The organism is Streptomyces sp. SID13726 (assembly GCF_010548375.1).
In the GTDB taxonomy this organism is placed as follows: Bacteria; Actinomycetota; Actinomycetes; order Streptomycetales; family Streptomycetaceae; genus Streptomyces.
Genome location: NZ_JAAGLY010000002.1, coordinates 799,287 through 813,133, shown reverse-complemented (window position 1 = coordinate 813,133; position 13,847 = coordinate 799,287). Strand labels below are relative to the sequence as shown.

At 71.9% G+C, this 13,847-nt stretch carries 14 protein-coding genes; 10 read left to right on the top strand and 4 right to left on the bottom strand.

What is annotated here, in order from left to right; translation table 11 throughout:
- Nucleotides 1-254: 254 nt before the first annotated feature.
- On the bottom strand, nucleotides 255-1,736 hold the full coding sequence (locus G3I78_RS07405; protein WP_164421979.1) for an AMP-binding protein: 1,482 nt from the start codon (nucleotides 1,734-1,736) through the stop codon (nucleotides 255-257).
- Nucleotides 1,736-1,987, bottom strand: a complete 252-nt coding sequence (locus G3I78_RS07400) for an acyl carrier protein (RefSeq protein WP_164421978.1) — start codon at nucleotides 1,985-1,987, stop codon at nucleotides 1,736-1,738. The genes G3I78_RS07405 and G3I78_RS07400 overlap by 1 nt, the downstream gene beginning before the upstream one ends.
- A gap of 208 nt (nucleotides 1,988-2,195) precedes the next feature.
- Here G3I78_RS07400 and paaA point away from each other — a divergent pair, with 208 nt between their 5' ends.
- From paaA to kynU, 7 genes are all read left to right on the top strand, one after another.
- Nucleotides 2,196-3,212 (top strand): 1,2-phenylacetyl-CoA epoxidase subunit PaaA, encoded by a 1,017-nt coding sequence (gene paaA, locus G3I78_RS07395; RefSeq protein WP_164421977.1) that lies wholly within the window; start codon nucleotides 2,196-2,198, stop codon nucleotides 3,210-3,212.
- Nucleotides 3,209-3,511 carry a 1,2-phenylacetyl-CoA epoxidase subunit PaaB gene (paaB, locus tag G3I78_RS07390; protein ID WP_164421976.1) on the top strand — a complete coding sequence of 101 codons (303 nt, stop codon included), beginning with the start codon at nucleotides 3,209-3,211 and terminating at the stop codon, nucleotides 3,509-3,511. Before paaA ends, paaB begins: the two co-directional genes overlap by 4 nt.
- Nucleotides 3,501-4,289, top strand: a complete 789-nt coding sequence (gene paaC, locus G3I78_RS07385) for a 1,2-phenylacetyl-CoA epoxidase subunit PaaC (protein WP_164421975.1) — start codon at nucleotides 3,501-3,503, stop codon at nucleotides 4,287-4,289. The genes paaB and paaC overlap by 11 nt, the downstream gene beginning before the upstream one ends.
- A complete protein-coding gene (paaD, locus tag G3I78_RS07380; RefSeq protein ID WP_343243668.1) occupies nucleotides 4,286-4,771 on the top strand; it encodes a 1,2-phenylacetyl-CoA epoxidase subunit PaaD in 486 nt (161 codons plus the stop codon). The genes paaC and paaD overlap by 4 nt, the downstream gene beginning before the upstream one ends.
- An 8-nt stretch (nucleotides 4,772-4,779) precedes the next feature.
- Nucleotides 4,780-5,883, top strand: coding sequence for a 2Fe-2S iron-sulfur cluster-binding protein (locus G3I78_RS07375; protein WP_164421974.1), 1,104 nt, complete (start codon nucleotides 4,780-4,782; stop codon nucleotides 5,881-5,883).
- Between the two features lie 51 nt (nucleotides 5,884-5,934).
- Nucleotides 5,935-6,780: a tryptophan 2,3-dioxygenase family protein gene (locus G3I78_RS07370; RefSeq protein ID WP_164421973.1), complete on the top strand. Its 846-nt coding sequence runs from the start codon at nucleotides 5,935-5,937 to the stop codon at nucleotides 6,778-6,780.
- 75 nt (nucleotides 6,781-6,855) lie between these two features.
- Nucleotides 6,856-8,187 carry a kynureninase gene (gene kynU, locus G3I78_RS07365; protein WP_164421972.1) on the top strand — a complete coding sequence of 444 codons (1,332 nt, stop codon included), beginning with the start codon at nucleotides 6,856-6,858 and terminating at the stop codon, nucleotides 8,185-8,187.
- A 20-nt stretch (nucleotides 8,188-8,207) separates the two neighbouring features.
- Here the strand turns inward: kynU and G3I78_RS07360 are convergent, their stop codons facing one another.
- Complete coding sequence (locus tag G3I78_RS07360) at nucleotides 8,208-8,780, bottom strand: RNA polymerase sigma factor (protein ID WP_164421971.1); 573 nt, start codon at nucleotides 8,778-8,780, stop codon at nucleotides 8,208-8,210.
- A gap of 309 nt (nucleotides 8,781-9,089) precedes the next feature.
- Between G3I78_RS07360 and ccrA the strand changes: the two genes are divergently transcribed.
- Complete coding sequence (ccrA, locus tag G3I78_RS07355; RefSeq protein WP_164421970.1) at nucleotides 9,090-10,430, top strand: crotonyl-CoA carboxylase/reductase; 1,341 nt, start codon at nucleotides 9,090-9,092, stop codon at nucleotides 10,428-10,430.
- A 68-nt stretch (nucleotides 10,431-10,498) separates the two neighbouring features.
- A complete protein-coding gene (locus G3I78_RS07350; RefSeq protein WP_164421969.1) occupies nucleotides 10,499-11,239 on the top strand; it encodes an alpha/beta fold hydrolase in 741 nt (246 codons plus the stop codon).
- A 101-nt stretch (nucleotides 11,240-11,340) separates the two neighbouring features.
- Here the strand turns inward: G3I78_RS07350 and G3I78_RS07345 are convergent, their stop codons facing one another.
- Nucleotides 11,341-12,180: an AfsR/SARP family transcriptional regulator gene (locus G3I78_RS07345; protein WP_164421968.1), complete on the bottom strand. Its 840-nt coding sequence runs from the start codon at nucleotides 12,178-12,180 to the stop codon at nucleotides 11,341-11,343.
- Nucleotides 12,181-12,632: 452 nt separating this feature from the next.
- Here G3I78_RS07345 and G3I78_RS07340 point away from each other — a divergent pair, with 452 nt between their 5' ends.
- Entirely contained in the window at nucleotides 12,633-13,805 is a 1,173-nt protein-coding gene (locus tag G3I78_RS07340) for a histidine kinase (RefSeq protein ID WP_164421967.1), read from the top strand.
- Nucleotides 13,806-13,847 lie beyond the last annotated feature (42 nt).

Sequence of the window (13,847 nt, the reverse complement as noted above, 5' to 3'; positions counted from 1 at the left end):
GGTATGCCGACCCGCCCACGAGGTCACCAGGATGTCCGCGCGCGGACACTGGGCAGGTCGTCGGACTCACGGGCACGTCCCGGTCGTACGGGCGAAGCCGTACGGGACACCTACTGGCCGTCGCTTCCCAGACCCTGTTCCCTGTCCGGCGGACAGGGCGAGCCAACTGCCCGGGTCAGCCTGGCGGGCGGCACGGACAGCGGCTGTGCCGGGCCACCCGGACCGGGGCACGCGGGTCCGGGTGGCCGCGAGGGTCAGACGGGCAGTGACCTCTTGAGGATCTTGCCTGCCGGGTTGCGGGGCACCTCCTCGATGAAGCGGATGTGGCGGGGGCGCTTGTACGTGGCGAGGACGCCGGCCAGATGGGCCAGGACCGACTCCGGGGTGGTCCCGTCCTCGGCGACCACGAAGGCCAGCGGGACCTCGCCGTAGTCCGCGTCCGGCACCCCGACCACGGCGGCGTCGTGCACGGCGGGGTGGGTGCGCAGGGCCTGTTCGATCTCCCGGGGGTAGACGTTCTGGCCCGCCCGGATGATCAGGTCCTTGTGCCGGTCGACCAGGTGCACCCGGCCGTCGCCGTCGATGAAGCCGAGGTCGCCGGTGCGGGTCCAGCCGTCGGTGGTGATCTCGGCGGTGGCCTGGTCGTCGTTCCAGTAGCCGTGCATCACACCGGGGCCGCGCGCGCAGATCTCCCCGATGACACCAGGGGCCACCTCCTGGTCCTTGGGGTCCAGGGCCTTGACCGACATGCCGGGGATCACCCGGCCGGCCGGGATCACGTCGGTGGTGCCCGGCGCGGGGTGTTCGTCCGGGCCGAGGGTGACGAACGGGCCGCCCACCTCGGTCATCCCGTAGACCTGCCGGAAGCCGCAGCCGAGCCGTTCGACGGCCTCCGCGTACACCTCGGGCGGCATCGGCGCGGCGCCGTAGAGCACCTCGCGCAGACTCGACAGATCCGTGCTCCCCAGCGACTTCGCCTGGGTGAGGAAGCGGATCATCTGCGGTACCAGCCAGACATGGGTGGCCCGGTTGTCCTCGATCGCGGCGAGCGCCCGCTGCGGCTGGAAGCCCGGCATCAGGACCACGGTGGCGCCCGCGGCCAGGTAGGTGAGGGAGACCACCATGCTGCCGTGGTACAGAGGACAGCAGTTGACCAGCACGATGTCGTCCGTGGGCCGCGCCAGCACGAGCCAGCCGAGCGCGATGGCCCGGAACGAGGCGTGGTCGACGACGACCCCCTTGGCCCGGCCGGTGGTCGCCGAGGTGTGCAGGATCGCCGCCGGGGCGTCGTCCGGCACGGACGGCAGTGTCATGGCGGGGGCCTCGGGGCCGTCCGTCTCGCACAGCGCGGCGAACTCCGCGTCGTCCAGCGGCAGCCGGATCGGCACCGGCAGGCCCGGATGCCGGTCCAGCAGGGCCGTCTCACCGATCACGGCCACCGGGTCGCAGCGCTCCACGATCCCGGTCACCTCGGCCGGGGTGAGGCTGTGGTTGAGCGGGACGAACAGCGCGCCGAGACGGGCCAGCGCGAAGTACGTCTCCAGCACCTCGATCCGGTCAAGGGAGAGGACCGCCACACGGTCGCCGCCCCGGATGCCGCGTTCGTGGAGCCCCTGGGCGAGCCGGGCCACCCGGTCGTGGAACTCGGCCCAGGTGACCGAACGACGCGAGTCCACCAGGGCTTTGCGGTCCGGGAAGCACTGGCGGTTGCGCTCCAGCAGCTGGGTCAGCCACATCAGGCACTGCCCTGCCGCGGGGCGGCCCCGGCCCGGTCGGCGAGGAACCGCTCGTAGTCCCCGATCGTGGCCAGCTGCTCCATGTCCTGGGCGGTGATCTCCACGCCCGTGCGCTGCTCGACGAGCAGGATCAGCCGGACGAGGTCCCCCGAGTCGATGCCGCTGCCCGCCAGATCGGTGTCGTCGGCGAGTTTCTCGGCGTACTCCGACGTCCCGGTCAGTTCGGTGAGTAGCTCACGTATGGTGCTCATTCCCGTCCACCTTTCACGACGCACAGCGGTCTCTCGGATCGGGAAGGAGGTCGGGGAAGGCGCCCGCAATCCCTGCCACCCCTGTGGTGTTGCTCACGCCGCCGAGCCGGCGGGCGAGGGATTGCACCCGCCGTGCGCCCACTCCTTTCGTGGTGAGGCCCTTGCGCAGGAGTCCGGGCCGGACACAGCGGAGGAGGGGAGGTTCCAGGTGACCACCGAGGCAGGTCCTACGGCCGCCGCCGCGGACGACGGCAAGCACCGCGAGGAGTACTTCGAGGCGCTCCTCGCGGCCGGTGAGGGCATCGAACCGAGGGACTGGCTGCCCGACGGCTACCGGCGGATGATGATCCGTCAGATCGCCCAGCACGCGCACTCGGAGATCATCGGGATGCAGCCGGAAGGTGCCTGGCTGACCCGGGCCCCCTCCCTCCAGCGCAAGGCCGTCCTGCTCGCCAAGGTGCAGGACGAGGCGGGACACGGCCTGTACCTCTACGCCGCCGCCGAGACGCTCGGCGTCACCCGGGCCGAACTCCTCGACGCCCTGCACAGCGGACACCAGCGGTCCTCGGACACCTTCAACCACCCCGCGCTCACCTGGGCCGACACCGGGGCGATCGCCTGGCTCACGGACGGCGCCGCGGTCATCAACCAGGCCCCGCTGTGCCGCACTTCGTACGGGCCGTACGCCCGGGCCATGCAGCGGGTGTGCCAGGAGGAGACCTTCCACGTCCGGCAGGGATACGACCTGCTCGCGGCCCTGTGCCGGGGCACGCGGGAGCAGCACGAGATGGCGCAGGACGCCGTGAACCGGTGGTGGCTGCCCGCCGTGGCCCTGATGTTCGGCCCGCCCGACACGGTCGCGGGCGGCGGGGACGCGCGGGCCGCGGCCCTGGGCGCCGCGATCAGCCGCCGCTCGATGGCCTGGGGCATCAAACGCCACACCAACGACGAACTGCGCCAGCGCTTCGTCGACAACGTCGTCCCGCAGGCGCGGCGGCTCGGCGTGACCCTGCCCGACCCGGCGATCCGCTGGAACGAGGAGCGCGGGCACCACGACTTCACCCCGGTGGACTGGCAGGTCTACCGCACGGCCCTGGCCGGCGCCGAGCAGACCGGCCGGCAGCGGCTCGCGCACCGCGTGGCCGCCCAGGACGACGGCGCCTGGGTACGCGCGGCGGCCGACGCCTACGCGGCACACCGGTCGACGGAGAGGCAGGAGCGATGAGCCGCGACAGCGCAGGGGCGCAGACGCCCTGGGAGGTGTTCGTCAGGCCCCGCCGCGGCCTGTCCCACCAGCACGTCGGCTCGGTCCACGGCGCCGACTCCGACATGGCCATCGCCAACGCCAGAGACCTCTACACCCGGCGCGGCGACCCGGTGTCGATCTGGGTGGTCCGCTCCGAGGCGGTACGGGCCTCCTCACCCGCCGAGAAGGACCCCTTCTTCAGCAACGGAGCCGACAAGCCCTACCGCTATCCGCAGATGTACGTCCCGCTCAACGACGGGGCCGACCATGACGAGTGAACTCCACGACGCCCCCCTCCCTTTGCGGAACGACGACGTCGCCGCCTACGCCCTGCGCCTCGGGGACGACGCCCTGATCCTGTGCCAGCGGCTGTGCGCCTGGGTGACCAACGCCCCCACCATCGAGGAGGACCTGGCGCTGTCGAACATCGCGCTGGACCTCCTCGGGCACGCCCGGACCCTGCTCGACCTCAGCGGCCGGGCCGACGGAACCGGCCGCCGCGACGACGACTTCGCCTACGGCAGGACCGAACGCGCCTTCCGCAACGCCCTGTTGACGGAGCTGCCCAACGGCGACTTCGCCGTCACGGTCGCCCGGCAGCTGGCGTACACCCACTACACGTGCCTGCTCTACACGGAGCTGGCGGCCTCGGCCGACGAGGGGCTGGCCGCCTTCGCGGCCCGCGCGGTCAAGGAGGCGGAGTACCACCGCATGCACGCGTCCCAGTGGACCGTACGGCTCGGCCTCGGGACCGAGGAGAGCCGGCGGCGGATGCAGGCGGGCCTCGACCAAGTCTGGCCGTACGCCGCCGAGTTGTTCGAGCGGGACGAGGTGACGGACCGCCTCGACAGCGCCGGTACGGCCGTCGCCCCCGCCCGTCTGAGGACCGCCTGGCAGCGGGAGGTCACCGACGTCGTGACGGAAGCCGGGCTCAGTGTCCCGGCGCCGAACTGGCAGGCCACCGGCGGACGTTCGGGGCTGCACACTGAGGCGTTCGCCCCGCTGCTGGCCGAACTCCAGTCCGTGCGCAGGCAGTACCCCGGCGGTGTCTGGTGACCGAACCCCTCGACCGGGTACGCGCACGCGTGGAAGCCGTACCGGACCCGGAACTGCCCATGATCTCCCTGGCCGACCTGGGCGTGATCCGTGCCGTGCGGCAAGGACCGGACCAGGTGGTGGAGGTCGTCGTCACACCCACCTACCTCGGCTGTCCCGCGCTCCCGGTGATCGAGGCCGACCTGCGGACCGTACTCGAAGAGTGCGGGCACCCCGAAGGGCGGGTGACGTGGGCGCTCTCGCCCGCGTGGACCAGCGACTGGATCACCGGGACGGGCCGCCGCAAGCTCGCCGAGCACGGCATCGCGCCCCCGGCCGCCGCCGGAGCACCCCTGCCGGTACGGCTCGGCCTCGGCCGGCCCTGCCCACATTGCCGTTCCGTGGCGACCCGGCCGCTCGGCCCGTTCGGGTCCACCGGCTGCCAGACAATCCTGGTGTGCACCGCCTGCCGGGAGTCCTTCCCCCATCTGAAGGCGGTGTGACCGCGCCCATGACGACCACCGAGCAGAACCCGGCGGCCCACACCGGCCGGGCCACCGGATGGCACCGGCTGCGCGTGACGACCGTACGGCCGCTCACCGAGGACGCCGTCGCCGTCACCCTGGACCTCCCCGGCCGCCTCACCGACGCCTTCACGTACCGGCCCGGCCAGCATGTGACCGTCCGTCACATCCTGAACGGGGCCGAGATCCGCCGCAGTTACTCGATCTGCCCGCCCCTGCACGGCCCGCCCGCACTGCGTCTGGTGATCAGACGGCTCGGCCCCGGCGGCTTCTCCGCGTACGCCACGACCGCGCTGGCCCCCGGCGCCGAACTCGACGTCACCCCGCCGACCGGAGCCTTCGGCCTCGCGGCACACCCCGGAGCCCACCATGTGATGGTGGCCGCCGGCAGCGGCATCACCCCGCTGGCCGGCATGGCCGCGAGCGCGCTGCGGGACGATCCGCGCTGCCGGGTGTCGCTGCTCTCCGTCAACCGCACGGCCCGGTCGGTGCTGCTCGCCGACGAACTGGCCGACCTCAAGGACGCCCACGTCGGCCGGTTCCACCCCCTGTACCTGCTGACCCGGGAGACCCGCGAGGCCCGGCTGCTCTCCGGCCGCGTCGACACCACGAAGCTGCCGGGCCTGCTCCGCGCGGCCGGCGCCGAGCCCGGCGACGACACCTACTTCTACCTCTGCGGACCCTGGGAAATGGTCACCTCCCTGCGGACGGCCCTCGCCGACCTGGGCGCCGACCCGGCACGGACCCGCTGCGAACTCTTCTCCCTCGCCCCGCGGGACCCCGCACCGGACCGGCCCGAACCACATGCCCGGGCCGCCCGCATCACCGCCTCCGTCGGGGGACGGACCGCGGTCGCCGTCATGGCCGACCACGACCGGGTCGTGCTGGACGCCCTGCTGCGGGCCCGCCCCGACATCCCCTACTCCTGCCGCGAGGGCCTGTGCGGAAGCTGCCGCGCCAAGGTCACCCACGGAGCCGTCACCACCGGACGCCAGTACGTGCTGGGGCCCGAGGAGATCGCGGCCGGATACACCCTCGCCTGCCGCGCCCGCCCGGAGTCCGACGAGACCCGGCTGGACTTCGACCTCTGAGCAGACGCCGAATCTCACCGCGCCGAACAGCGCATGTGCTGAGGAGATCCGATGACCGACACCACGTCACCGCCCCGCGACCCGGGGACGGACGACCCGCTGGTGACCTTCCGGGGCAAGACCCCCTACGACGACTACGTCCACGCCTCGGTGCTGTCCTCCCTCCAACGGCCCCTCACCGACGACCCGCACGAGATGGTCTTCCTGGTCACCACCCAGGTCATGGAACTCTGGTTCACCCTCGTCGTCCACGAGTGGCAGGCCGCCCGGGACGCACTGGTCAAGGACGACCACGAGCGCGCCATGAGCGCCCTGCGCCGCAGCATCAGCGCCCACCACGCCCTCAACGACTCCCTGCGCCCGATCGCACGCATGACCCCGGCCCAGTTCAACGGCTTCCGCGCCGCGTTCGGCGCCGCCTCCGGCTTCCAGTCCGCGAAATACCGGCAGTTGGAGTTCCTCCTCGGCGACAAGTCCCGCTCCCTGATGAACCCGCAGCGCGCCGACCCCGCGGCCTACGCCGAACTGGAGGACCTGCTCAACCAGCCCTCCCTGTACGACGAGACACTGCGCTATCTCCAGCGCCGGGGCCTGCCCGTCCCCGAGCACGTCCTCGACCGTGACGTGACCGCCGCCTACGAAGCCGACCCGGAGGTCGTGGAGGTCTGGCGGCAGATCTACGCCGGTCCGCAGAACGACCCCCTGCTCGACCTCGGCGAGGCGCTCACCGACATCGCCGAACTGGTCCTGCGCTGGCGCGACGACCATCTCCTCGCCACCCGCCGCGCGATGGGCGCCAAGGTGGGCAGCGGCGGCTCCTCCGGGGTCGCCTGGCTGGAGAAGCGCGCCGCGCGTCCCGTGTTCCCGGAGATCTGGACGGCGCGGGGCCATGTCTAGGCGGGGCGCGGGACATCCCGGCCGGGCCGGGACCGCCGTAGTCGCACCGCCGCCGCGCGACGAGAAGGGCTGACCATGACCGCATCCACCGAGACCGAGACCGAGACCGAGACCGACATCGGCTCCGGCACCGGCTCTGGCTCCGGCACCGTGCTTGCACCCGGCCTGGACGAACTGCGGGACCGTGCCACCGCCCTCGACACCGCCGACCCGCTGGCCGCCCACCGCGACCGGTTCCTGCTGCCCGACGGAATCGTCTACCTGGACGGCAACTCGCTCGGCGCCCTGCCGGCCGCCGTGCCGGACGCCCTGGCCGACGGGGTCCGACGGCAGTGGGGCGAGGGGCTGATCCGCTCCTGGAACGAACACCGGTGGTGGCAGGCGCCGTTGCGGGTGGGGGAGACGATCGGACGGCTCCTGGGCGCGGCACCGGGGCAGACGCTGGCGGGCGACTCCACCTCCGTGCAGCTCTACAACGGCCTGACGGCGGCGGCTCGACTGCGTCCCGGACGGCGGCTGCTGCTCACCGACCCGGGGCACTTTCCCACCGACCAGTACATCGCCGACGCGGTGGGCCGGCTGCTCGGCCTGGAGGTCCTCCGGGTCACGGTCGACGACCTGCCGCGCTGCCTGGCCGACCGCGGAGACGAGATCGCGGTGGCCGGCTACTCCCCGGTCGACTACCGCACTGGCGAACTGCACGACATGGCCGCGGTCACCCGGGCCGTCCAGGACACCGGGGCACTGATGCTGTGGGACCTGTGCCACGCGGCCGGCGCGCTGCCCGTACGGCTCGACGAACTCGGCGTCGACCTGGCGGTGGGCTGCGGCTACAAGTTCCTCAACGGCGGACCGGGCGCCCCCGCCTTCCTCTACGTCGCCCGGCGCCACCAGGACGCCTTCGACCAGGCGCTCACCGGCTGGAACGGACACGCCGACCCCTTCGGACTGAGCGGCGACTACACCCCCGCCCCCGGCGTGGAACGGGCCCGCGTGGGCACCCCGCCGATCCTCTCCCTGCTCGCCCTGGAAGCCGCGCTCACCGCCTTCGACGGCGTCGACATGGAACAGGTCAGGGCCAAGAGCCTGTCCCTGACCGGGTACTTCATCGACTGCGTCGACACCCTGCTCGACGGCCTCGGCTTCACCGTCGTCACCCCGCGCGCACCGCACCGGCGCGGCAGCCAGGTGGCCCTGCGCCACCCCGAGGCCTACCCGCTGGTGCGCGCCCTCGACGCCCGCGGAGTCATCGGCGACATGCGCGCCCCGGACCTGCTGAGGTTCGGCGTCAACGCCCTGTACGTCTCGCACCACGACCTGCTGGACGCCGTACGACACCTGCGGGCGGCCGTGGTCGGCGAGGAGTACCTGGAGCCGCGCTTCCGGCAGCGGGCCGCCGTGACCTGACGGTCTGTCAAAGAGCCTTGTCAGGCGGACTGTTGGTGCCAGGCGTCGTGGAAGTTCCGCCGGGCCCGGTACAGCCGGGAGCGGACCGTGCCGAGCGGCAGGGCGAGCGCGGTCGCCATCTCCTGCTCGTCCAGGCCGTAGACCGCGCGCAGGGTGAGCACCTCGCGATGGTGGTTCGGCAGCCGGTCCAGGACGTCGCTGATGTGGACGGCGGCCAGGGGATTGGCGTCCTGCACCAGGTCGGGCAGGTCCTCGGCCGCGAACTCGCCCAGCCTGCGCCGGGTGCGGACGGCCTCGCGCACCGCTATCGCGCGGGCCCAGGAGTAGAAGGCACGTGGCTCGCGCAGTCCGTGGATACCGCGGTAGATCGCGAGCATCGCCTCCTGTGCGGCGTCCGAGCCGTGCCGCTGGGTGACCCGCCGGCACTGGCGCACGACCAGGGGCGCGACATGCCGCAACAGGTCGTCCATGGCCTGGCAGTCGCCGGCCTGGGCCCGTGGCAGCAGCGCGTTCACCTGCGGGGCGTGGCGGTCGCGGAGGGGGATGACGTCGGCGTCGCAGGGCTCGGCGCCGGACTGGGACGTGCTGGACATGGGGCCTCACGAGTGCGGCGGGCGGTCGGGGACGGGCGGCTCTCCTGAGGGGCGTCCCCCGGCGTCGGCCGCCGTGGTCAGGGGCGGGGGCCACGCGACGCACCGGCGCGGACACCGGGACTCCTCATGCTCCGAAGTCTCACCAGGCCACCTGGAATCTGCCTCGAACCCGGCCGTACGGCCACCAGGTGCCCGCCCGGCCTCGAGCGGAGCTCCGCCGAAGCACGACTCACCGATGGTGTGATCCGGTCGGGCCCCGCGTCCCCCGACTGGGGACGAGCCGTTGTGAGTCGAGCTGGAGGAAATCCCATGTCTTCTCTGACCGAGGCCGTGCTGGCCGGCGCAGGTCCTGACGAACTGCGCGGGGAGGAGGTCCCGGACGAGTACCTCGCCGCGCACCTGCGCAAGGAGGACGTGGACATCTTCGCGGGCGTCGAGGACAAGGACGTCCGCAAGTCGCTCCACGTGGGCATGGTGCCCATGCCCGAACTGGCCCCGGACGAGGTGCTGGTGGCCGTCATGGCCAGCTCCGTCAACTACAACAGCGTCTGGTCGGCCATGTTCGAGCCGCTGCCGACCTTCGGCTTCCTGGAGCGCTTCGCCAGGGAGGGCGGATACGCCGCCCGCCACGACCGGCCCCAGCACGTCATCGGCTCCGACGCCTCCGGTGTCATCGTCCGCGTGGGCTCAGGCACCCGCCGGTGGCAGGTCGGCGACCATGTCGTGGTCAGCCCCATCCAGGCCGACGACCAGGAGCCGATGACCCACTCCGACGGTGTCCTGGGCACCGGGCAGCGCGCCTGGGGCTTCGAGACCAACTTCGGCGGGCTGGCCCACTACACGGTGGTCCGGGCGAGCCAGCTGCTGCCCAAGCCCGCCCACCTGACCTGGGAGGAGGCCGCCGTCAACCTGCTGACCGCCGGCACCGCCTACCGGATGCTGATCAGCGACCGGGGCGCCCGGATCAAGCTCGGCGACATCGTCCTCATCTGGGGCGCGGCCGGCGGACTGGGCGCCTACGCCGTCCAGTTGGTGAAGAACGCGGGCGGCATCCCGGTCGGCGTGGTCGGCTCTGAGGAGAAGGGGGAACTGGTACGCGCGCTCGGCTGCGACGTCGTCGTCAACCGCGAGGAGATCGGGCTCGGCGGCGACCCCACGCCCGAGGAGACCATCACCCTGGGCAAGCGGCTGGGCCGGATCATCCGCAAGGAGACCGGCGAAGACCCCCACGTGGTCTTCGACTTCGTCGGCCGGGCCACCTTCGGGATCTCGGTGTTCGTGGTCCGCCGCGGCGGCACCGTCGTCACCTGCGGCTCCAGCACCGGCTACCAACACCAGTACGACAACCGGTACTTGTGGATGAACCTCAAGCGCATCGTGGGCAGCCACGCCGCCAATCTCCAGGAGATGGCCGAGTGCAACCGGCTGTTCGGCCTCGGCAAGCTGCTCCCGGCGCTCTCCGAGACCTACGCGCTCGACGACGCCGGTACGGCGATCCGGCTGGTGCAGCGGAACCAGCACGTCGGCAAGGTCGGCGTGCTCTGCCTGGCCCCGCACGAGGGCCTCGGCGTCACCGACCCCGAACTGCGGGCGAGCATCGGGGAGAAGCGGATAGGCGTGCTGCGCAAGCCCGCCCGGACAGCCCTCTGAACACCCTTGCCGAGGCAACACCCTTGCCGAGGCGCCGGGTTGTTCCACCCTGTGAAAGGAGCCCCTCCATGACGCAGGTCTCCACCACCGAGACCTGGCTCACTCTCTACTGCGTGCCCCACGCGGGCGGCGGCGCCCAGCCGTACGCCCGCCTGGAGGCCGCGGTGCCACCGGGAGTGCGGGTGGTCCCGCTCGAACTGCCGGGCCACGGAACGCGGTTGCGCGAACGCCCGCTGCCGGACATGGAGCAGGTCGTGACCGAGGTGGTCCGGCTGATCGGGGAGGGCCGGGAGCGGCCCTTCGCCCTGTTCGGCCACAGCTTCGGCGCCCTCGTCGCCTACGAGACCGCGCGTCGGCTGCGCGAGCGGGGGACACCGCCCGAACTGCTGCTGGTCTCCGGCCGCATCAGCCCCGAACTCCCACCGTCCCACGAGCCGTTGCACCAGCTTCCGGACGCGGCGCTCGCGGCCGGCCTGAGCCGGATGGGCGGCATCCCGCAGGTCCTGCTCGACACACCGTCGGTCCTGCGGGTGTTCCTGCCCGCGCTCCGCGCCGACCTGCGGATCGTCGAGACCTACGCCCACCCGCACACCGAGCCCCTGGACGTGCCGATCGCCGCCTACGCGGGCCTCGATGACCTGCTGACCGATCGGGACGGCATGGCCGCGTGGGCCGGCCTCACCGCGGAGCGCTTCGAGCTGACGCTGCTGCGCGGAGGCCACTTCTTCCTCGACGAGCCGGAGTTCCGTACAGCGCTGACGGACCGGCTGGAGCGGATCGCCCCGCGCTCCGCACGGGCGGCGACCTAGCCGGGCCCGCTCCGCACGGGCGGCGACCCAGCCGGGCCCACCGCGGGACCGTGCGCCGACCCGTGGCGTCGATCGGCCCGCACGGTCCCGCGTACGGCCTCTCAGGCGGCGTTCGTCCGGCTGTTCAGCCGGCCCGCGGCACGGCCGTGGGGTGCGGCGAAGCCGCGGTGATCGGTGAACTCCTCGCCGGCGAGCACCGCCTGGTGCAGCCGCTTCAGCCGCTGCGAGGGCTCAAGGCCCAGCTCCCGCACCAGGGCCGTGCGCAACCGCTGGTAGGCCTCCAGGGCCCGCCATGCGCCGCCGGACCGGTACAGGGCCGTCATGAGCTGGGCGCAGAACGTCTCGTGCATGGGGTGCCGGGCGGCCAGCACGGAGAGCTCCGGCACCAGTTCGCCGTGCCGGCCGAGCCGCAGATCGGCGTCGACTCGCTGCTCCAGGACGGTCATCCGGATCTCCTCCAGGCGGACCACGTCCAGTTCGAGAACGCGGCCCACCTTCACGTCCATCAGCGCGGGCCCGCGCCACAGCCCCAGGGCCTGGCCGAGCACCTGGGACGCCGTGTGGTCGTCACCGGCCTCGAAGGTCCTGGCCCCGGACGCGGCCAGCTTCTCGAACTCCCGCGCGTCGACGTGCTCGGGCCTGGCCCGCAGGAGATAGCCGCCGTGCTGGGTCACCAGTACGTCCTTCGCCTCCACGGCGTCGCAGTCCAGGGCCGCGGAGAGCAGGCGGCGCAGCTGGAGGATGTAGGTCTGCAGGGTCGTCGCGGCGCTGCGGGGCAGATCCTCGCCCCAGATCTCCTCCATCAGGGTCGGTGCGGTGACGACGCGGTCGGCCTGGAGTGCCAGGAGTGCCAGAACCTGGCGCGGTTTGGTGGCACTTGGGGCGAACGACGACTGCCCGTAGGTGGCTGTGAACGGCCCGAGCACCGTGATGTTCGTCATCTGAGTCCTCTGCTGTCTGGCGGAACCTGCCTCGAAGACTGGCAGGCGTGCCTCGCGGGGCCCAGTGATCCCGTCACGAGTTGGCATGTGAATATGTCATGTCTTGGCTCGAGCGCGGCTCCGGTGCGGTCGGCCGCGCGGCCGACCGTTCATCGGCTGTCCATAAACGTAAGATCTGTCCTCGAAGACCTTAACTTCCTTAATTCTTAAGGATCTTGACACGATAGCCAGGTCCGTCATTATGGAGCCATGAGCATCCCCCCACTCACGGCTCACCCTGATTCCGTGCCGGAGTTATCCGTGTGCGGGGCATCACTGAATGAGGGGCGTCGGGTCGGGGTAGTCATGGTGGCCGCGTTTTTACCATGCTCCGATTACTTCAGGCGACGAATATCCGCCACTCGTCGGCCGCACTCGACGTGGCCGGTTCCGGGTGACTGGAAATGCCATTCATGAGACCTGGGTTCGACCTCGGAAAGGTCGGGGTGCGGCCGCTGCCGGACCAGGACATCCCGACGTACTGGCTGACCCGGGCCATCGCCTTCGTCCCGCTCGCCTACATCGCCTCGCAGCTCCTGCTCGACCTGGTGAGCGGACGCACCGCGCGCCCCGGTTCCGGCAGCGCGCTCCTGGCGCTCTTCGCGTTGGTCGCGCTGGTGTTCACGGCGCAGAGCGTCATCATGCGGACGGGGACCCGGTACCGCGGCCGCGGCCGGACGCTGGCGGTCCTCGGCGCGCAGGCCGTACTGACGTATCTGCCGCTGCTCTGGTTCGGCCACGCCTGGAACCGCATGACGGGTCCCCTGGCCGCCTCGGTCCTGCTGGTCAACATGCGCGGGGTCTGGCTTCTGTGGACCCTCGTCGTGGCCGGATCGCTCGGCGTCGCCTGGACGGAGGGCTCGCTGGCCCTGGCCGTCTCGTGCGCCGTGAACACGGTGCTGACGGGCTGGATGATCTGGGGGTTCAGCCGCCTCTCCAGCCTGGTCGCCGAAGTGCACGCGGAACGCGAGGAACTGGCCAGGGTCGCGGTGACACGTGAACGCCTGCGCTTCTCACGAGACCTTCACGACCTGTTGGGGGGAAGTCTGTCCACCATCATCCTGAAGGGGGAAGTGGCCCGACGACTGGTCCCCGCGGAGGAGTGCCGGGCCCGCCAGGAGATCACGGCGATCCTGGCAGCCTCACGCCAGGTCCTCGCCGACCTCCGGGTGCTGGCCAGGGGCTACCGCTGCCCGCTCTCCTTCGAGGCGGAACAGGAACTGGTGCGGTCGGCCCTGGCCATGGCGGATGTCGAGGTGACCATGGTGACGACCGGTCAGGACGGGCTGGACCCGGCGCTGGACGCCGTACTGGCCGTCGTGCTGAGAGAAGGGACCACCAACGTCATCAGACACAGCGAGGCCAGGACCCTCGACGTCACGTTCACCGCGTCCGACGACTGCGTACGGCTCGTCATGGTCAACGACGGCGTGGACCCGGACACCGCCGGACATCCCGGTGGCCAGGGACTGGCCAACCTCGCCGCCCGGCTCGCCGAGCTGGACGGGCGCGTCGAGTCGGGGGCGACCGGGGACGGGCGGTTCCGCCTCGTCGCCGAGATACCACTGCGGCCCACGCACGCCTAGGCGGCCGCTGTCCTGAGCAACGGGGGTGGAGGAAGCGTTCCG